The organism is Paenibacillus cremeus (assembly GCF_007786445.1).
Classification (GTDB): domain Bacteria; phylum Bacillota; class Bacilli; order Paenibacillales; family NBRC-103111; genus Paenibacillus_G; species Paenibacillus_G cremeus.
In genome coordinates this window covers 1-18,434 of the sequence record NZ_VNJI01000084.1, presented here as the reverse complement: position 1 = coordinate 18,434, position 18,434 = coordinate 1, and the positions used below count along the sequence as shown (strand labels likewise).

Genomic DNA, 18,434 nt, shown 5'->3' with positions numbered 1-18,434 from the left:
GGGCAGTTCGTAATTTCAGGTCGAAAATATATAGTTTTTTCAGGCACAATTCGATCTTTTGGACGCATTAGAAACCCCTGTTATTAAAGTAATGGTTACCTAATTACTTCGATAAACAGGGGGTGAAAACCTTTAGTCGTATAGTTATTCCGCTGTAGTTAATGTATTAATGACCGAATTTGTCAGTGCGTTCCATTTGGTTAGATCCAGTGCTTTTTGAAGAAATTTCCGATTTTTATTATCAAAGCTTCGTTTCTCTACTTCCTCAAGCGTAAAGCTCTTAATGACCGAGATGCCATTGACCCGCTCAACCAAATATCCCTGCATATCCGCTAGAGCTTGAGATCTGGACTTGGAGAAAGCGCGTAGTTTTTTATACAACTTTTTGACCGCAATCGCATAAAAAGGGAACACCGCTATGGAAACCAGCGTCAGCTTCACATCCATAAAAAACATGAACCCGATAGCAATGGAAAGAGTGAATAAATCTAGCCACACATTCATAAGTCCGGTTTCGACGATGCTTTTCGTTTGATCGGCGTCATTGATCATCCGGGATATAATTTCGCCCGTCTTTCTATTCTGATAGTAATTTAAAGACAGCTTTTGAATATGCCCGTACAGGTGATTTCGCAGATCGTAGAGAATTTTACTTGTCGTAAGCTGGGCGAAATATTGTCTGAAATATTCAATAGGAGCTCTTACAACAACGAATAAAGCAAAGGCCCCCAGCATGACATAGATCAATTTCTCTATCTTAACTTCTATCGGTAAGGTGCCTAATAAGAGGTCGTCAACAACATATTTGATAATAAAGGGAAGCGTAAGCGGGATCCCGAATTTAAACATTCCGATGAATATAGTAATCAAAATCAGTTTCCAGTACGGCTTCACAAAAAAATAATACGCTTTAAAGCTTTTCATTCGCAAAACTCCTCATTGTAAATGCATCAACTGCACGAAGAATTATATCCCCCCAGGGGGGTATAATCAAGCTCAACTCGACTAGAAGAACTCCATCTCAACCTCAAACGGGTATTTCTGCCTTACTTCATTTCTGGTTGTAAGTCTTCTTATCTCTTCAGGAATAACTCGAGTAAAGTGGATTTTCTTAACAAACTGCTTTAAAGTTTCATTTTTTTCTTCAACTCCAAGCTTTGGCGAATTGAACTTAATTAGCAGGTTTATTATGTGTGTGATGCGGTCGATTTCGGAGGCTGCGTTAAGTGTAATTGTCTGATTCAAAATCTTTTGCTTGCTATCTTCTAATATCCCCTGGTGGTCCAATAGTGCTTGTTTTTTTGATTTTAATTCTTCATGTGAAAATATACCGGCAACTGCAAGATCAATTAAATTGTTCAGCTGCTTTTGATTCTCAATAATTTGCGCGTCAATATTTGAAAGCCGCTCCTTCAAGCTTCTCGCCACATTCGTACTGTCTGACTGCTGTAGTAATCGAAGTTCAACTTGCAGTTGTTTGCTGTGTCTTCGCAGACCTCTTACTACCTCCTGTTCTAATGCTGCAAGTTTGATTCCACAGTTATTACACTTCTCCGCACGATTAGGGAGTTGAAAATAACAAGGTCTAAGTAAAAAACGTTCCTCTTTCCCCTCACACGATTTTTCTTTACACATAGCCATTTTTCTACCGCAAACACCGCAGAAAACTAAATCTTTAAGCATTGTGATTCCTGTTGTTTTGGCCGGTTTTTCACGGATTGTTTTCGCTTTTGTCGCGCGGTCCACTCTCTCCCGGTTAGCCTGTTCCCATTCTTCAACCGGAATAATTGGGGGGTGGGAATCTGATGTTTCAATTGTATTAAGAATCTTGTAAGTGTATTTCCCGTTTTCCTTGATACGTTTTCTATCTTGAAATACCACCGTACCCTTGTACGCTGGATTTTGAATGATCCGCTTTACCGTAGGCAATTGAAACGCGTTTGAACGTTGGGGTTTGTATCCCTCGGCATTGAGCTTATCTACAATTTTGCGACTACCTAAACCTTCACTATGCAATTGAAAAATATATCGCACCACCGCGGCTTCCTCTTCGCAAATCTCGAGCTTCTTGGTTTTTTCATTTCTGCGATATCCATAGGGGATCCCACCAGAAATATGAAGACCTTGTTTGGCCATTGAAATTTTATTATTTTTAGACCGTTTACCGATAAGCGCATGCTCTTGTGAGGCGATTAAGGAACCAAAACGAAACGTCAACACATCGGTTTGATTGTTTGCCAGGTCATACGTTTTATCCGGTGTAATTATGGGCTTATCATAATCAGTGCAGCACTGAAGAACCATCTCGGAAATTAAACCGTTACGACTGATCCGAGATAATTCCATGACGAGAATAGCATCGAATCTTTCAATATTGTCTAATAAACGTTGCAGTTGGGGACGTTCTTCTAATTCTGATTTGCCACCGCTTAGAACTTCGCTGAATTCTTCGTAGGTGAAATTATTTTTTGCCGCGTATTCCATTAAAATATTTCTATGGTTCGTTAGCGTTTCCATGCCCTCGGTCTTTTGCTTTGCTCCCTTTTCCTTCTCCTGCGAGATCCTCAAGTACATGGCGACATGCTTTCTCATAGTGAAGTATCTCCTCTAATATCGATAATTCCTATATATATTCAGGATCTACTCACACATAGTATAAAAAATGCCGTGCCGACGTTCGTCGTCGACGCCCCCGGCGGTGGCGGCAAAATTGCACTGCAGCCCAACTACCTGATCTCGCAGAGTCAGGATAAGGTGATCCTGCGCAACTATGAAGGGGTCATCGTCGGCTATCCGGAGCCGAAGAACTATGTGCCTGGGCGAGCGGATGAATATTTTAACGAGATATATGGCATCGAGAAGCAGCCCGAAAGCACTGGCGTCATTGCGCTCATGAAGGATGAGCGATTCAATCTGGTGCCAGAAAATTTGCGCCGGATGGGCCGCCGCAAAATTTATCAAGAGTCGGCGGAGCACGCCTCGCTCAAGGACCGCCGCGGCAAGCGCGACGAGATGAAGCAGAAGCTGATGCAGGCGGTGGCGAAGAAGGATGGCGCCGGCGCTCCAACGGATGCGGGGAACTGAAAAAGAGGGTGCCCCTAAGCCATGAAAATGGCTGAGGGGCACCCTGGTCCTTCTATAGTACACTTTCTGCTCTCGAAATATATCCCGCATAAAATATTTCCAACCTTGCCAGAATAAGCTTATTGCATTCTTATTGAATACCTAGGAGGGCTCCGGATTGTCATTTCAGAAATGGATGTCAAAAAGTAAAAAACAACCGACAGTTCCGGACCGTTTAATGGAAGATCTCAAAGAGGACGTTCAGATCGGTCATTTTGAGGAAGCGATCCAATTTATCACTCGCTTGTTAGGTGACAACAGTGATTATAATACTCGTCGGTTTCACATATTTGGTCGTTTCGAAGCCGTGGTGATGAACTTCTCAAGCTTAATTGACAAAACTTCATTAAATTCCGATATATTAAAGCCTCTCATGCACTTACCTCCCCATTTAGAGGCTGAGGATGTTGAACTGGATCAACTCCATGAAGTTATCCAAGACACGGTTTATCACGGTCAAATCATGAAAGAGGACAAGCTTGAAAAGATCGTAGAAGCCATATTGGAGGGTCAATCCGTAATCATTATAAAAAATCTGGACGCGGCCCTTTTGTTTCAAAACCGCAGGGTAGAGAAGCGCGCTATCGATCAACCGGCTACGGAGCAGGTCATTCGAGGACCACGTGAAGGATTCATCGAACAGCTCGAGATCAACATCGGTCTGCTTCGCTATCGGCTGCAAACCACGGATCTATGTGTAAAAGACATGAAACTCGGTCGCGTGACCAAATCCAAGGTTGCCGTCTGCTATATAAAAGGCATTGTCAATCCTGCTCTTGTTGAGGAAGTTCAAAATAGACTATCCTCCATCGATATTGACGGCATAATGGACGCTGGTTACTTAGAACAATTAATTGAGGATAACCACTTTACTCCGTTCCCACAGGTACAGAATACGGAGCGTCCCGATAAAGTGGTCGCGAATCTTCTGGAAGGCCGGGTTGCCATTTTTGTCGACGGGTCTCCTTTTGCATTAATCGTGCCGACAGTGTTTAACCAGTTTTACCAGGTAACGGAGGATTACTCTGAGCGCTTCCTGCTCGTAAGCTTTATTCGCCTTGCCAGATTGGTGGCGCTGATCTTTTCTTTGATTACGCCTTCATTCTATGTAGCTGTAATTTCCTTTAATCCCGAGTTGATTCCAACGAAATTTGCCGTTGCGGTTGCTGGCGGCCGCGCCGGCGTCCCCTTCCCTGCCGTAATCGAAGTTCTAGTGATGGAAATATCCATGGAGGTGCTGCGGGAAGCGACGGTTCGGTTACCTCAGCAGGTGGGGGGAGCCTTGTCCATCGTAGGTGTTCTTGTCATTGGACAAGCGGCTGTATCGGCAGGTTTTGTCAGCCCCATCACCGTCGTGGTCATTGCTCTGACTACCATCGGTTCCTTTGCAACTCCAGCGTATAATGCGGCACTCGCTTTAAGACTTCTTCGATTTCCTTTGATCTTACTTGGCGGTATGTTCGGCCTATATGGTGTCATGGTCGGTTTGATCGTCATCGCCAATCATCTGCTCTCCCTTAAATCATTCGGGGTTCCTTACATTAGTCCTCTGGTTCCAGGGAACTTCCAAGCGATGAAGGATACAGTGATTCGAAGTCCGCTATGGTGGATGAAAAAGCGCCCGTCCATGTTTCATACTCCCAATCGTCAACGGATAGGAGAAGAAACGCTAAGCAAAATGAATCAACCGCACGTCAATACGCTTGACCCCTTAAAGGTAGGCAACGAGAAGGGAGATATAAAACATGGAGTATCCGCGCCAAATCACGACGATCCAGGCAGCAGCCGTACTCATTAGCACCATAATCGGAGTCGGTGTCCTTCCCTTACCGCTCTTTGCTGCAAGAGCTGCGAATTCTGGCGCCCCTCTTGTCACCGTGCTTGCTATTATGCTTTCCATGCTGGGCTTATGGTTTATTACCAAGCTGGGTATGCGCTTTCCAAGGAAATCGATCATTCTATATAGCGAGGATATTTTAGGCAAGTGGGCTGCCTGGTTAGGCAGCGTGATGATTATTTGTTTCTTTGCCGTCCTAACCTCACTCGCTGCTCGAGAATTTGGAGAAGTGGTCATCACTTCCGTATTAAAAAAAACCCCCTTGGAAGTAACGGTTATTGTCATGCTACTGCTGGCGGCTGTCTTCACTCGCACCGATATCGTTACGTTTGTTTACATCCATCACTTTTACTTGCCGGTCCTGGTTGGGCCTGGCTTGGTCATTGTCGCCCTCTCCTTAAAGAATGCCGACTTTATTTATCTTCAGCCCATATGGGGAAACCAACCGAGAAATATTATGGACGGAGTATTAACGATAGCGGCCTTGTTTCAAGGCTTCTTTGTTCATACGATTGTCATTCCCATTATGCGCAGGCCGGAAAGAGCGATGTTATCCAGCATCTGGGGCCTTATCATATCGGGCGGACTGTATTTAGCCATCGTAATCGCGGCTGTAGGCGTTTTCGGTCCCGAGGAGACGAAAAAACTGCTTTGGCCTACTTTAGAGCTTGCCAAAACAACGACTTTGCCAGCCAACGTCCTTGAACGATTGGATGCCGCTTTTCTAGCCGTTTGGGTTACAGCCGTCTTCACTACTTTGTTCTCAAGCTACTACTTCACCATTCACGCTCTGAGTAATCTGCTTCGGCTTAAAGACCATAAGCTTTTCTCATTGTTTCTGCTGCCGTTTGTATTTGTCATGGCTATGGTCCCTCAGAACGTGTTGCAAATGTATCAAATCATTAAGATTGTTGGAAAAATCGGATTAATCATTACGATCATTTATCCGGCTTTATTGCTGCTAATTGCCTTATTCCGAAAAATAAAAGGAGAAGCGCATGAGGAGTCGCAACCCACTTAAATATGTACTCCTTTATCTCAGCCTGGTCCTTATTGCTACCCTGTTAAACGGCTGTTGGGATCGGCGAGAAATTGAAGAACGAGCTCTTGTCCTCGGGATCGGTATTGATACGGCTAAGCCCGCGGAAACGCAATCGAATAAAGATCAATCTACCTTACTCGGTAATGCCCCCTTAACATCTACCGGCTTACTCCATGTAACGGTTCAAATTGCTGTCCCCGGACGTATTCCGCTAGGTCCTGGAGAGGGCGGTACTGGGGGAGGCGGCGGTACCAAGACGGTTTGGGTTTTAGATGCGGAGGGACACACCGTAGAAGATGCCCTCAATAATATTCAACAGAAAGTAGCCCATCCACTCTTTTTCGGTCATTTGCGCGTCATTGTCCTTTCTGAAGCCATTGCCAAGAAAGGGGTTGACAATATTAATGAATACTTCCGCCGCAATCCCGAAGTAAGACGTATGAACTGGATGTTTGTCTGCAAAAACCGAGCCGAGGATATCATGCGCGTCTCTCCGGAGCTCGAACGTGTGCCTACGATATATTTACTAAACATCATGGATGAGTCCTTGAGAATGGGCAAATTCCCTAATGATTTTATTGGGTTGTTTTGGAGCGCGTCTTCCTCCAAAGGGCAAGAAGGCATACTTCCTTATATCGAATTAAGTCCAGGGTCGACCATTAATTTAAGCGGATTGGCATACTTCAGATCGGAACATTTGGTAGGCACTACCAACTCACTAGAAATTACATTATTCATGGGAATCCGAGGAATTCATCAAGCCGGAGCTCAAGCCTACGTGAAAATCCCACAAACCTCTGAGTATATCATGTTTGGAACCAAGTACAGAAACTCGCACATCAAAGTGATCATGGTTAATGGAAAGCCCGAGATCCGAGTGAAAATTGCACTCGAAGGAAATATTCTGGAAAAATCGACGGACAAGTTTACCCTCAATGATGACCTCATTAAGAAATTCGAACAGCAGCTAAAAGAAGACGCACAAAAATCGTACGAAGAACTGATAAAGAAGACCCAGCAAAAGCAATCCGACATTTTCGGGTTTGGAGAGTATGTTCGAGCAAAGGAGCCTGCATATTGGGATCGGGAAATCAAGACAAAGGAAGCCTGGCAGAAAGAATACCAAAATCTTTCTGTTCAAATGGAAGTTAAGGTTCATATTCGACGAGTGGGTATGAAAAGTCAGTGACAATTATTCGTTCTCTTAGGGGGATCCGATGTTTTCTATTTTTTCCGTAGGTTATATAAATTCCACCATCTGTTTATTAATCATAACTGGTTTGTTTATATTGTTCATTGACGTAAGAAAATACAAGTCAATGAACATGAGGAAAGAAACAAACGCAGCAAAATTACTCGCTTGGCTCAATATCTGTGGTGGAGCAGCAGCTTGGATCGGAAATTGGATTTACCAAAATTACTACTGACGATTTTCGGATGAATACCACGGATGAACATGTGATCTCAATCACTACGTTCTTTTGGCAAAGCGGTATACTTGAATCATCAACCAAAACGGAGGGTCATTTTACCCCTAGTCGTGCGGAGGCCTGGCTGGACTGTATGAACCAGGCGCTGGAAGAAGTCATCCCTTCGGTTGAGCTGCGTTCGATCATTTTGAAACGATTAAGCGGGCCGGCGCGTTTTTTCGTTAATACGCAGGAGTAAGTGATCTACATCACATAAGAATCAGGTTTTTTGTCCGGCTTTATCAGGTAACTCCCCGATGCTAATGTTTTTCAGCTTCCAGTAAGATGGTATTACAAAGTTTACTGAGAGGGGTTGGCTGGAATGGCCAATTACGGAATGGAAAGCAAAGCAGGGAGCACTACCGAAACGAATCCGACGGAGTGGGTCCGTATGTTTTTTTCAGACGAAAATCTAGAGCTGCTGAACAGCATCATGTACCCGAAGCGCGCGGAGGCCGGATCCTATTTATACTGGGAAGGCGATCGTGCGGATAAGCTTTATTTTATCAAAAAAGGTCGTGTGAAAATTACAAAAACCTCCGGTAACGGAAGCCGGATTACGCTCTATATGTTCCATACCGGGGACTTATTCGGGCAGATTGATCCGTTCTATGATGCGGCTCAGAGCTTTGATGCGGAAGTGCTGGAGGACAGCGAGTTCGGCGTCATTCAAAGAAAGGATCTGGAGGTTCTCTTATGGCAGCATGGCGACCTGGCCATTGACTTTATGAAATGGATGGCCGCGATGCAGCGGATGACGCAAACGAAGTTCCGCGATCTGATGCTATTCGGTAAGCCGGGCGCGTTATGCTCCCTCTTAATTCGGCTCAGTAATTCATACGGCAAGCCTGGCCAGGATCAGGAAATCAAAATTTCCAAAAGAATCAATAATACGGAACTGGGCGAGATGATCGGCGCTACCAGAGAAAGCGTCAATCGGATGCTTAGCGACATGCGCAAGGAAAATGTCGTTGAAATTGATCAGGGGTACGTAGTAATTAAAGATTTGGAATATTTAAAAAACGTATGCAACTGCGAAAATTGTCCGAAGGAAATTTGTCGAGTTTAAGCTATTAGCTTTTACAAAGGGGCGAGCCCAAGGGTCGATGTCATTAAGTTAAGCTAAACCTAATGACATTGGCCCAAGGGCTCGTCTATTTGTTTTCGGTTCGCTGACGGCCCCAGCCCTAGTAAGAATTGCTCTGCCCTATGGTAATCCTCCCATGTGTCCAGGCGTTCTATAAATGGTGGGTTAGCGGGATCGTCCGCAAAAGCTGCGTCTGGGACTTCAGACCACAACAGCTCTTTCAACTTCAGCAGCTCCGATACCTGCTTCTCACCCTGCTGAATCAAAGATAGCGCCCGTGTCCCGCAGCTTTTGTCATACACTCCATGAAAAGGATATACGCAGCCGCAGATGCTCGGAATGGCGGCGTCGAAGCCCGCTTGTTTGTGAAGCCAAAGCACTTGCGCCGCATGGGCGGATATAAATGGCATATCACTGCTGACGACCCAAATATCGGGCATTTGGGACAAGCTGAAGCCCGCGTGCATTCCGCCCAAAGGTCCATGACCGGGATAATAATCCGTGATGATGCGTACCTTCGTATCCACTTCGCGCAGAAACGGCTTGGGGTCTTGTGTGGCCACGATGATCTCCTTGCAGACCTTTCGCATCTCTCGGATTTGACGACGAATCAGCGCCTCTCCCCCCATAGGCAGCAGCGCCTTCCAATGCCCTCCCATTTGTTTACTCGGCCCCCCTGCCAAGATCAGACCCGACATCATACGGCTCCACTCCTCTCATCGCTGGTTTTCCTTTATCATAAGAGGTTCGGAATAAAAAAGAAGTAACATCCGTCACAGCAAGGCTAAGAAACGAAATTTCGGTATTGAGAAGGCGTCACCCCCTCCTGCTTCTTGAACACACGGGCAAAATACGACGGATCCTCAAAGCCCAGCTTCGACGCAATTTCTTCTATCGGACTACGGTCGAGCCGAAGCAGCGTCTTAGCCTCGGGTGCACCGAGCAGTGGCGGGCCAGGCCTTCGAGCTCGAAGGGCTTTCCAAGATGCACCTCCAGATAGCCAATCGCCTTCTGAACGAGTGCAGAATACCTAGCAAGCGTATAGGCAATACCGGATTACCATTACAAAGGGAAGTAAAAAAAACGGAGTGATACAGGAACGGGGGGCAGTTCCAACAGACCGTTCCGTACTCACTCCGTTTTTTTATTTAGGAGAATAAATAATCCAGATCGGTAAGCACTTCTTCCGTCATCGGAAATACCAGCTGTTCTTCCTTCTCAAGATGCTCTTTCAGAATTCGGCATGCATGGATCAAATACGCTGCCGCATGATGAAGCTGCTCCAGCTTCGAATCCCGCCTTAGCCCGTCCGTCTCTTTTAGAAAAGACTGTAGATACTCACCCGCGAGCTCATGCTCCTTCTCCAATCTCCAGAACGAAGCAGCGATGGAAGGAGCCGTTTGCTGATGGAAATAACCGTTCAGAAAAGGAAACAGCTCCTGTTCCTCCCAACGGGAGTGCTGCTCCATTTCGTTCATAAACGCCTGCGTGCGAAACCTCAAATGTGTAAGTAAGCGGATCGCGGGATCGAAGTCGGACTCCTGCCCAGCCTGCTTCGCCTCGTTTTCCAATTCAAGCAAATCTTGCATCAATTCGCCATGCTCCTGCTTCAAGCGGTCGAGCGCAGCGGATAATTCCGTCCCATGCGCTTCACTGGATTCGAGCTGCGATAAAACTAAATGTCTCATGACCATCACTCCTATTCGGAAGAGCTGCTTTGCTTCTCTTTCTGACTTCAGAATACTCCTTTGACTTTACTATGTATGTGAAATATATCACTACTGAACAAATTATAGCGCTTGTGATAAAAATCACTTAAACCCTTCAGCAAACTTGATAACGTAGATATTGTTCTTACCAAATAAGTTCCCGGAGGGATTCACCATGTTCTGTTATCAATGCGAGCAAACCCCAACAGGCGGCTGTAAGGTCATCGGCGTCTGCGGAAAAGACGAGAATATAGCCAGTTTGCAGGACATCATGATCTTCGCGCTAAAAGGGATCGCAGCTTACGCTACGCATGCCAGACAGCTAGGCTGCAGTGATCCTGAAGTCGATCGCATCACCCATGAAGCTTTATACATGACGCTGACGAATTCCAACTTCAATCTTCAAGAGCATATAGATATGGCTATGAAAGTCGGCTCCGCCGCTGTACGCATTATGGATGTGCTGGATCATGCTCATACGACCCATTTTGGAATCCCGCAGCCTGTCACCGTCTCTCAAAATAAAATCGAAGGTCATGCCATTGTAGTCACCGGCCACAACCTCTATGCCTTGGAAGAACTGCTGAAGCAGACCGAGGGCAAAGGCATCAACATTTACACGCATTCTGAAATGCTTCCGGCCCATGGATATCCAAAGCTTAAGCAGTACGCTCACCTCAAAGGAAATATCGGGAAGGCCTGGTATGACCAGCGGCGCCTGTTCGAAAAATTCCCCGGAGCCATTCTCGCTACGACCAACTGTGTGATGCCGATCAAAGGCACTTATGCCGACCGGTTCTTCTCTTACGATATTGCAGGACTCGAAGGGGTGACCAAAATCGTAGGGGACGACTTCACCCCGCTCATTGATAAGGCTTTGTCCTTACCCGCGGCTGATCTCGAATCCGAACAGGTGCTTACGACCGGCTACCATCATGAAACGGTGATCGGGCTCGCTCCGGAGATCATTCAAGCGGTCAAAGACGGGAAAATCAAGCGGTTCTTCGTCATTGCCGGCTGCGATGCGCCTGGAACCGGCGGCGAGTATTATCGTGAGCTGGCGACCTCCCTGCCTAACGATACGGTCATTCTCACGACCTCCTGCGGTAAATTTCGCTTCAACGATGTCGATTACGGCACCGTCGGAGATACCGGCATCCCTCGTTATATCGATCTGGGACAATGCAACAATTCCGGTTCGACCGTCAAGATCGCCTTGGCTTTGGCGGATGCGTTCGGCTGCAGCGTGAATGATCTGCCGGTCAGCATCGTCCTTTCCTGGTTTGAGCAAAAGGCTGTCGCCATTCTTCTCGGTTTGTTCAGTCTCGGCATCCAAGATATTCGCATCGGCCCTAAGCCTCCAGAATTCGTTACCCCTGGCGTCATGAACGTGCTGACCGAGACCTTCGGGCTGAAATTAATCGGCGATGCTCAAGAAGATATGGCCGCCATGCTCTCGCTTTCTAACTAAAATATGGACTGAACGGGATTCGACGTATAGCCGCAATGGTTATGCGTCTTTTTTTTGTATAAGGGAGCTGCGATAAAAAAAAGAACATATTGAACTCCGAAAGGGAGGTCAAATGTTCTTTCTGCTGCTGCGTAGCATTTATTTTACGATAAGTACAAGGACTTCGGCATGCTGGGCAACAAAGTGACTGACACTGCCTAAGATGAATTCCTTCAATCCGCTTAAGCCTCTGCTTCCCATCACAATGAGATCGCAGCCCTGCTCCTTGGCAAATTTTAAAATCTCATCCTGAGGCGTTCCCAGGGCCAACGAAACAGAATGCAGATTGGCTGCACTCTTCATCAGCTTTTCAGCTTTGTCTGCGAGCTCTTGGCCATTCTGTAAATCGCCATCAAGAATGCTCTCATCCGCAGTGACGTATGGGCTTCCCAGTAGGACACGCGGCTTTACTACAATAAGAATATTCATCCTGATGCCAGGGTCTGTTTTTGCAAGCATCACGGCTTTTCCAAGCGCGATTTCGGACATCTCCGACCCGTCAAACGCCACTAAAATATTAGAGCAAAACATAGTAGGCACCTGCTTTCGTATGGGATTCATCTTTATCTTCATCTTTATTATAGAACCGCTCCAAGCTTGAAGATATGATTTGAATCACTGCGCGGGTTACGGGTCCGTCAAAATGGATTGTTTTCTTTGTGATTTTAATCACATACTTCAGGAGGAAAGCATGATAAAGTAAAGGTGTAGAGAGGAAGCACCACTCGCCACTTGAAAAAGAAAGGAAAATGAGCCATGAAAAATCCAAAACGATCCCATCGACGATCTCGATTCTAACGATACCGATAAGACGATAAGCGAACCCTATTTTTCCGAAAAGTATGTGAATTATTTCACCAACTAAAATAAATGGAGATGGTTATCATGTTAACGAACATGCTTAGAGAAAATCGATATGCGGCTGTAATCCTGCTCTTCGTTCGTGTCTACCTCGGATTCCAATGGATTGAAGCGGCATGGCATAAGCTTACAGGCGGATTTGACGCGACAGGCTTCCTGAAAAACGCGGTGAACAAACCGATTGTTGACACGGCAACCAAAGAGCTGGTGTATCCAAACTTCACCGCCTTCGTGAACCACTTCGCACTACCTAATGTGAAGCTCATCAATATTGTCATCCCGATCGGTGAGCTGCTGATTGGTCTTGGCCTGATCCTCGGCGGTTTAACCGCGGCGGCTGCCTTCTTCGGACTCCTGATGAACTTCATGTTCATGTTCGCCGGAACGGTCAACACGAATCCATGGTTTATCCTCATCGGCGGCATCGTGTTCATGGCAGGAGCGAATGCCGGAAGATATGGCTTGGACTACTACCTCCTGCCGCTGCTGCGTAAAGCGGTTAACCATATGAAGCATAAAAACATCGGTGGCGGCACGACCACAGGAACCCCGGCACATGCTTAAGCTTTAGACTAGGATAACGAAAAAGGCCTGACGGAATCGAAAATCGAGCCGTCAGGCTTTTTTTCACTTCTTAAAACAAACCAGCTTCAGCTCGGTCATGTCCTCGATCGCATACTTCACGCCTTCACGCCCGGTGCCGCTCTCCTTCACGCCGCCGTATGGCATGTGGTCGACACGGAAGGTTGGGATGTCGTTGATCATGACGCCGCCCACCTCCAACGCCTCCGCAGCGGCAAACGCCGTTCGGATATCCTCGGTGTAGATCCCCGCTTGCAGGCCGAATCGGGACGCGTTGACCTCGCGGATCGCTTCCTCCATCGTCGACACTTTGTTGATCATCACGACCGGCGCAAAAGCTTCCTGGCACGAAACCTTGGCGCCGGGGTCCACGTGCAGCAGGATCGTCGGATGCACGATATGGCCGTCCCGCTTATGCCCCGCTGCCACGACGGCCCCCAGTTGCTCGGCCTCCGTGATCCACTGCAGCGCGCGCTCAGCGTCGCGGGGGCTGATGAGCGCGGACACATCCGTCGCCGGGTCGAGCGGATCGCCCAGCTTGAGCGTCTCCGTTTGCGCAACGAACTTGCGGACAAACTCATCGAACAGCCGCTCATGCACATAAATGCGCTGCAGCGAGATGCACACCTGCCCGGCGTTGGAGAACGCCCCGGTCACGGCTCTTGCGATCATCGCGTCGACATCAACGCCCTGATCGACGATCAGCGCCGAGTTCGAGCCGAGCTCCAGGGTGACCTTCTTCAGCCCGGCCTTCTGGCGGATCGCCTTGCCCACTTCGGGGCTGCCCGTGAAGGTGACCGCTTTGACCCGGTCGTCCTGTACGAGCAGATCGCCGATCACGCTTCCGCTGCCCGTCACCACGTTAAGTGCGCCCGCCGGCAAGCCGGCTTCCTGCAGCAGCTCCGCGATCAGCAGCGCGGTTAACGGCGTTTGACCGGCTGGCTTCAGCACGATGGTGTTGCCCGCGGCGATCGCCGGTCCTACCTTATGCGCCACCAGGTTCATGGGGAAGTTGAACGGGGTAATCGCGGCCACGACGCCAATCGGCTGACGGATCGTATAGGCGATCCGTCCCTCGCCCCCCGGCGCGGCATCCATCGGGATCGTCTCCCCATGAATTCGACGCGCTTCCTCGGCGGCGAATTTGTAGGTCATGATCGTCCGGTCGACCTCCTGCCGGGCCGTCTTCAGCGGCTTTGCCGCCTCCAGAGCGATCAAGCCGGCGCATTCCTCCGCGCGCTCGCGAAGCAAGGCGGACAGCCGCTCAAGAATCGCAGCCCGCTCATGCGCCGGCATGCGCGCCATCAGCGGCTTGGCGCGCTCCGCCGCCGCTATGGCGCGCTCGACCTCGGCCGCCCCGGCAAACGCCACCTCGGCAATTGTTTCACCGCTGTACGGAGAGAGCAAAGGGCGGTATTCGCCCGCCTCCACCCACTCACCGTCTATATAAAGATGCTTGCGCAATGGTAAATAATCCTGACTCATGTCATTCCCTCCTTCCCTTTTATTATGAACGATTCCACTACCCGATGCACGTTCGGAGCGACTGCTCCAGTACGTCCAAGCCTTCGTCCAGCTGCTCATCCGTAATGACCAGCGGACTCAAAATGCGAATCACATTGCCGTAGAGCCCCGCGCTCATCACGATCAAGCCCCGACGATGCGCCTCCTGCAGCACGCGAGCCGTCAGCTCCTTATCCGGCTCCTTTGTCACCGAATCCTTCACCAGCTCGATTGCGCTCATGGCCCCCAGCGTGCGCACATCTCCAATCGGCCCTTCGCCGCCGAGCTCCTGCTGCAGACGGACAAACCGCCCGCTGACCGCCGCTCCGATCGCTACCGCCCGCTCCGGCAGCCGCTCCTCCTCCATCATCTCGATCACCTTCAGCGCGGCCACACAGCCCAGCGGGCTCCCGCCGTAGGTGCCTCCGATCTCTCCCACCCCTGGGGCGTCCATGATGTCTGCTCGACCCGTTACCGCGCTCAGCGGCAGGCCTGCCGCAATCGATTTGGACATCGTCATGAGATCCGGCACCACGCCGAACTGCTCCATCGCAAACATCGTCCCGGTCCGCCCGAAGCCGGTCTGAACTTCGTCGGCGATCAGCAGAATGCCGTATTTTTCACATACCGCCTTAACTCCCTGCACAAACCTGGCCGACGGGATGACGAAGCCTCCCTCGCCTTGAATCGGCTCCATGATCACGGCAGCGACTTCTTCCCCTGGCACCTCTGACAAGAAGAAATCCGAAAATTTGCCTAAAATGTACTCGTCCAGCTCCTCCGGCGTCATGCCCATAGGTGCACGGTAATAGTAGGGATAGGGCATTTTGTACGTATCCGGCGCAAAGGGGCCAAACCCGTGCTTATATGGCTTGACCTTGCTTGTGAGCGACATCGCCATATAGGTGCGGCCATGAAAGCCCCGCTCGAAGGAAATGACCGCTCGCCTGCCCGTAAATTTCCGCGCGATCTTGACCGCGTTTTCCACAGCCTCTGCGCCGGTGCTGAGAAAAAACGTCTTTTTCGCATGCGCTCCCGGCGTGATGGCATTCAGCTTTTCAGCCAGCGCTACGTACGACTCATACATCACTACATGAAAGCTGGGGTGCAGGTAGCGCTCCAGCTGCTCCTTCAGCGCCTCCACCACCTTCGGCGGGCAGTGCCCGACATTCAGCGTCCCGATCGCCCCGGCAAAATCAATCAGCGTGTTCCCGTCCACATCGGTCAGCAGCGCCCCCTCCGCTCTTGCCGCAAAGATCGGCACCGTATTGAACGGCCCCCGGGGAACATGCTCGGCCCGTCGCTTCAGCAGCTCCTGCGACACCGGCCCCGGGATCGGGGTACGGATCTCAATGGCTTTCGCCCGGCTGTATGGCTTCGGCTTCGGCTCCATCCGCGATCTCCTCCTCACTTTCATCTATTCCGCACCACTCAATCAAGGTCAACGCGATGATCTCCGCCGCCTCAAACAGATGATCGAGCACAATATGCTCATTGGGATAATGGGCAAGCTGCGTCAATCCCGGCCCGAAAATAATGCACGGCGTCTCGCCCAGCAGCGTGAGCAGCCCGCCGTCCGTTCCCCATGGCGACGCTTCGATGACGGGCTCCTCTGACCGCACGGCGCGGTAGTGCTCCGTCACCACCCGCATCAGCTCATGCCCTGGGTCGACGCTGCCCGGCACCCATCGTGCGCCAAACCATTCGAGCACCGGCGGGTGCTCCTTGAACCACGAATCCCGCTCCTGCAGCCGCTCCAGCCACCGCGCCATTTCCTCCTTGGCCTGCACGAGCGACTCCTCCGGGGCGACCCCCATACGGCCTTCGAGCTTCACGGAGTCCGGCACGGAAGAAGGCCAGTTGCCGCCTTGAATAACGCCGAGATTGATCGGGATCGGAATCGGATTCGTCGCGTACAGCGGATCGGTAATGCGCGCATTCCGCTTGTCCTCCAGCTCCCGGATGTGCTGCACGACTAGCATGCTTTTCTCAATCGCGCTGACGCCTTCATACCGTGTCCCGCCGTGGGCGGAGCGGCCCTTGATCTCAATGCGGAACCACATCGAGCCCTGCTGCTTCGGAAAAATCCGCATATTCGTCGGCTCGGGAATGAGCGCGGCGTCAGCCTGGTAGCCTCTCAGAATCGTTGCAAGTGTGCCTGCCCCGCCGCTTTCCTCCTCCACCACACTTTGAAAAATAACGTCACCCTTCAGCCGAATCCCAAGCTCCTGTATCGCCTGAATAGCCAGCAGCAGCGCGGTATTCCCGCCCTTCATGTCCGTCGCTCCACGCCCGTAGAGCTTCCCGTCCTCCACCTTGCCGCTGTAAGGATCATGCCACCACGCCTTGCGGTCGCCTTCCGGTACGATATCGATATGCCCGTTCAAAATGATCGAGCGCCCGCCTCCCGTGCCCCGGAGCAATCCGACTACATTCGGACTGCCTTCAAACCCGCTTCGCGGCGAATAAAAAAAAGGGTGCGCCTCGAGCGTCTTCCCATCGGGCTCCCAGAGATCGACCTCGAGCTTCATGCGATGCAATCGCTTGGCAACCAGCAGCTGCGCCTCCCGCTCGTTCCCCTGCGTGCTGGGAATGCGGACCAAGTCCTGCAGCAGTAAAATGCCTTCATCCCGGTGCTGCTGCAGCCATTCGTGAATGTGCTCTTTAGTCGCGTTTGACGATGCCAAGTCGCTCCCTCCTCGATGCGTGATTGTTCTCGCCAATCATTGAATGCGTGCCACATGCATGCCCCTGAGATAGCGGAACTACGTTCCGTTAATGCTCTCCATGAGCACGATTCTGGATGATGTAAAATTGTTTGTGTACCAAGATTTGGAGCCTTTCCAGGCAGCAAAAAAGTAGGGTATTCTCGGGATTGCTGAAGTCACCAAGAAAGGAACCCTACTCATGGCAACTATACACCCAAACGAATATCGCAATCTACTAGAAGATTCTGTAACGCAACTACTTAAAGAAAAATTGGAAATGCTGATGCGCGAAGAAATCAAGAACTTTTTGCAGGTTGAACAAGAGAGTGAGCGTCACAATAGTCGCAATGGCTACTACGAACGTACGTGGGAGACGCGTCACGGCAAAATCGACGACCTGCAAGTTCCTCGAGATCGAAATGGGCACTTCCAGACGCAGCTATTTGAACCGTATCAGCGGCGTGATGGATGGCTGGAGGAAACCGTCATCCACATGTATAAAGGCGGCATGAGCACTCGAGATATCGCCAAGTTCATTGAGACCATGTTTGGTACTCACTACTCTCCCACAACCGTGAGTAACATTACGAACACGGTGCTTGAGGATATCGTCCAGTGGCAGTCGCGCCCGCTCGAGAAACGCTACTCGGTTCTCTACCTGGATGGACTGTACATTAAACTCAGAAGAAACACCGTAGATAGCGAAGTCATCTACCTCGTGATGGGCATCAACGAGCAAGGCCACCGGGAGATTCTTGGTTTTTACATCGGCGGTCAAGAAAGCTCTAACGGCTGGAGAGAAATCCTCCAAGACTTGTATCGCCGCGGTCTACACGAAGTATTGCTGGGTGTATTTGACGGGCTTCCAGGGCTAGAGGACGCTTTTCGAGATGTGTACCCCAAAGCGGATGTACAGCATTGTGTAGTGCATAAAGTCCGTAGCACCATGCCCAAAATTCGCGTACAAGATAAAACCGAGTTTTTGGATGACCTGAAAACCATC

At 49.7% G+C, this 18,434-nt stretch carries 18 protein-coding genes and 1 pseudogene; 10 read left to right on the top strand and 9 right to left on the bottom strand.

All coding sequences use genetic code 11. The features are described 5' to 3' along the window. Positions 1–144: 144 nt before the first annotated feature. Together FPZ49_RS33915 and FPZ49_RS33910 are read right to left on the bottom strand one after the other, a co-directional pair. The gene (locus tag FPZ49_RS33915) at positions 145–924 is read right to left on the bottom strand and encodes an ABC transporter transmembrane domain-containing protein (protein ID WP_144854990.1); all 780 of its coding nucleotides are present in this window, start codon (positions 922–924) and stop codon (positions 145–147) included. An 81-nt stretch (positions 925–1,005) separates the two neighbouring features. Further along, complete coding sequence (locus FPZ49_RS33910; protein ID WP_144854988.1) at positions 1,006–2,592, bottom strand: recombinase family protein; 1,587 nt, start codon at positions 2,590–2,592, stop codon at positions 1,006–1,008. 39 nt (positions 2,593–2,631) lie between these two features. On the opposite strand from FPZ49_RS33910, the pseudogene FPZ49_RS33905 reads away from it, so the two are divergent. From FPZ49_RS33905 to FPZ49_RS33880, 7 genes and pseudogenes are all read left to right on the top strand, one after another. After that, positions 2,632–3,084 (top strand): annotated as a pseudogene (locus FPZ49_RS33905) (lysine 2,3-aminomutase); the annotation flags it as partial. 217 nt (positions 3,085–3,301) lie between these two features. Continuing rightward, complete coding sequence (locus FPZ49_RS33900) at positions 3,302–4,921, top strand: spore germination protein (protein WP_261381754.1); 1,620 nt, start codon at positions 3,302–3,304, stop codon at positions 4,919–4,921. Then, positions 4,869–5,981 carry a GerAB/ArcD/ProY family transporter gene (locus FPZ49_RS33895; RefSeq protein WP_144854984.1) on the top strand — a complete coding sequence of 371 codons (1,113 nt, stop codon included), beginning with the start codon at positions 4,869–4,871 and terminating at the stop codon, positions 5,979–5,981. The genes FPZ49_RS33900 and FPZ49_RS33895 overlap by 53 nt, the downstream gene beginning before the upstream one ends. After that, complete coding sequence (locus tag FPZ49_RS33890) at positions 5,959–7,191, top strand: Ger(x)C family spore germination protein (protein WP_144854982.1); 1,233 nt, start codon at positions 5,959–5,961, stop codon at positions 7,189–7,191. Before FPZ49_RS33895 ends, FPZ49_RS33890 begins: the two co-directional genes overlap by 23 nt. 28 nt (positions 7,192–7,219) lie before the next feature. After that, the gene (locus tag FPZ49_RS37785; protein ID WP_391563903.1) at positions 7,220–7,429 is read left to right on the top strand and encodes a CLC_0170 family protein; all 210 of its coding nucleotides are present in this window, start codon (positions 7,220–7,222) and stop codon (positions 7,427–7,429) included. 31 nt (positions 7,430–7,460) lie between these two features. After that, a complete protein-coding gene (locus tag FPZ49_RS33885; RefSeq protein WP_144854980.1) occupies positions 7,461–7,670 on the top strand; it encodes a hypothetical protein in 210 nt (69 codons plus the stop codon). A gap of 192 nt (positions 7,671–7,862) precedes the next feature. Next, positions 7,863–8,540 (top strand): Crp/Fnr family transcriptional regulator, encoded by a 678-nt coding sequence (locus FPZ49_RS33880; protein WP_391563905.1) that lies wholly within the window; start codon positions 7,863–7,865, stop codon positions 8,538–8,540. Between the two features lie 59 nt (positions 8,541–8,599). On the opposite strand, the gene mobA is transcribed toward FPZ49_RS33880, so the two are convergent. From mobA to FPZ49_RS33865, 3 genes are all read right to left on the bottom strand, one after another. Continuing rightward, positions 8,600–9,259 carry a molybdenum cofactor guanylyltransferase gene (mobA, locus tag FPZ49_RS33875; RefSeq protein ID WP_144854978.1) on the bottom strand — a complete coding sequence of 220 codons (660 nt, stop codon included), beginning with the start codon at positions 9,257–9,259 and terminating at the stop codon, positions 8,600–8,602. Positions 9,260–9,342: 83 nt separating this feature from the next. Beyond that, positions 9,343–9,477, bottom strand: a complete 135-nt coding sequence (locus tag FPZ49_RS37180) for an AraC family transcriptional regulator (protein ID WP_391563904.1) — start codon at positions 9,475–9,477, stop codon at positions 9,343–9,345. Positions 9,478–9,706: 229 nt separating this feature from the next. Continuing rightward, entirely contained in the window at positions 9,707–10,246 is a 540-nt protein-coding gene (locus tag FPZ49_RS33865) for a hemerythrin domain-containing protein (RefSeq protein ID WP_144854976.1), read from the bottom strand. Between the two features lie 196 nt (positions 10,247–10,442). Here FPZ49_RS33865 and hcp point away from each other — a divergent pair, with 196 nt between their 5' ends. Continuing rightward, positions 10,443–11,738 (top strand): hydroxylamine reductase, encoded by a 1,296-nt coding sequence (gene hcp, locus FPZ49_RS33860; RefSeq protein WP_144854974.1) that lies wholly within the window; start codon positions 10,443–10,445, stop codon positions 11,736–11,738. A gap of 138 nt (positions 11,739–11,876) precedes the next feature. On the opposite strand, the gene FPZ49_RS33855 is transcribed toward hcp, so the two are convergent. Next, the gene (locus FPZ49_RS33855; protein WP_186446265.1) at positions 11,877–12,338 is read right to left on the bottom strand and encodes a universal stress protein; all 462 of its coding nucleotides are present in this window, start codon (positions 12,336–12,338) and stop codon (positions 11,877–11,879) included. 324 nt (positions 12,339–12,662) lie between these two features. Here FPZ49_RS33855 and FPZ49_RS33850 point away from each other — a divergent pair, with 324 nt between their 5' ends. Beyond that, positions 12,663–13,202, top strand: coding sequence for a DoxX family membrane protein (locus FPZ49_RS33850; RefSeq protein WP_144854970.1), 540 nt, complete (start codon positions 12,663–12,665; stop codon positions 13,200–13,202). A gap of 63 nt (positions 13,203–13,265) precedes the next feature. On the opposite strand, the gene FPZ49_RS33845 is transcribed toward FPZ49_RS33850, so the two are convergent. From FPZ49_RS33845 to FPZ49_RS33835, 3 genes are read right to left on the bottom strand one after another with little or no spacing between them, the layout of a single operon-like run. Then, positions 13,266–14,705: an aldehyde dehydrogenase family protein gene (locus FPZ49_RS33845; protein ID WP_144854968.1), complete on the bottom strand. Its 1,440-nt coding sequence runs from the start codon at positions 14,703–14,705 to the stop codon at positions 13,266–13,268. A gap of 37 nt (positions 14,706–14,742) precedes the next feature. Further along, on the bottom strand, positions 14,743–16,116 hold the full coding sequence (gene gabT, locus FPZ49_RS33840) for a 4-aminobutyrate--2-oxoglutarate transaminase (protein WP_144854966.1): 1,374 nt from the start codon (positions 16,114–16,116) through the stop codon (positions 14,743–14,745). Next, positions 16,073–17,410 (bottom strand): peptidase, encoded by a 1,338-nt coding sequence (locus FPZ49_RS33835; RefSeq protein ID WP_186446264.1) that lies wholly within the window; start codon positions 17,408–17,410, stop codon positions 16,073–16,075. The genes gabT and FPZ49_RS33835 overlap by 44 nt, the downstream gene beginning before the upstream one ends. A 220-nt stretch (positions 17,411–17,630) precedes the next feature. Here FPZ49_RS33835 and FPZ49_RS33830 point away from each other — a divergent pair. Continuing rightward, positions 17,631–18,434: IS256 family transposase (locus tag FPZ49_RS33830; protein ID WP_144854964.1), on the top strand; the 804-nt coding region annotated here is incomplete at its 3' end.

Excerpts from the sequence above, each read along its gene's own strand:
- gabT (WP_144854966.1), bottom strand. The coding sequence starts at position 16,116 with ATGGAGCCGAAGCCGAAGCCATACAGCCGGGCGAAAGCCATTGAGATC.
- FPZ49_RS33855 (WP_186446265.1), bottom strand. The coding sequence starts at position 12,338 with ATGAATCCCATACGAAAGCAGGTGCCTACTATGTTTTGCTCTAATATT.
- FPZ49_RS33895 (WP_144854984.1), top strand. The coding sequence starts at position 4,869 with ATGGAGTATCCGCGCCAAATCACGACGATCCAGGCAGCAGCCGTACTC.
- FPZ49_RS33915 (WP_144854990.1), bottom strand. The coding sequence starts at position 924 with ATGAAAAGCTTTAAAGCGTATTATTTTTTTGTGAAGCCGTACTGGAAA.
- FPZ49_RS33910 (WP_144854988.1), bottom strand. The coding sequence starts at position 2,592 with ATGAGAAAGCATGTCGCCATGTACTTGAGGATCTCGCAGGAGAAGGAA.
- FPZ49_RS33880 (WP_391563905.1), top strand. The coding sequence starts at position 7,863 with ATGTTTTTTTCAGACGAAAATCTAGAGCTGCTGAACAGCATCATGTAC.
- FPZ49_RS37785 (WP_391563903.1), top strand. The coding sequence starts at position 7,220 with ATGTTTTCTATTTTTTCCGTAGGTTATATAAATTCCACCATCTGTTTA.
- mobA (WP_144854978.1), bottom strand. The coding sequence starts at position 9,259 with ATGATGTCGGGTCTGATCTTGGCAGGGGGGCCGAGTAAACAAATGGGA.
- FPZ49_RS33900 (WP_261381754.1), top strand. The coding sequence starts at position 3,302 with ATGGAAGATCTCAAAGAGGACGTTCAGATCGGTCATTTTGAGGAAGCG.
- FPZ49_RS33850 (WP_144854970.1), top strand. The coding sequence starts at position 12,663 with ATGTTAACGAACATGCTTAGAGAAAATCGATATGCGGCTGTAATCCTG.
- FPZ49_RS33890 (WP_144854982.1), top strand. The coding sequence starts at position 5,959 with ATGAGGAGTCGCAACCCACTTAAATATGTACTCCTTTATCTCAGCCTG.
- FPZ49_RS33845 (WP_144854968.1), bottom strand. The coding sequence starts at position 14,705 with ATGAGTCAGGATTATTTACCATTGCGCAAGCATCTTTATATAGACGGT.
- hcp (WP_144854974.1), top strand. The coding sequence starts at position 10,443 with ATGTTCTGTTATCAATGCGAGCAAACCCCAACAGGCGGCTGTAAGGTC.
- FPZ49_RS33865 (WP_144854976.1), bottom strand. The coding sequence starts at position 10,246 with ATGAGACATTTAGTTTTATCGCAGCTCGAATCCAGTGAAGCGCATGGG.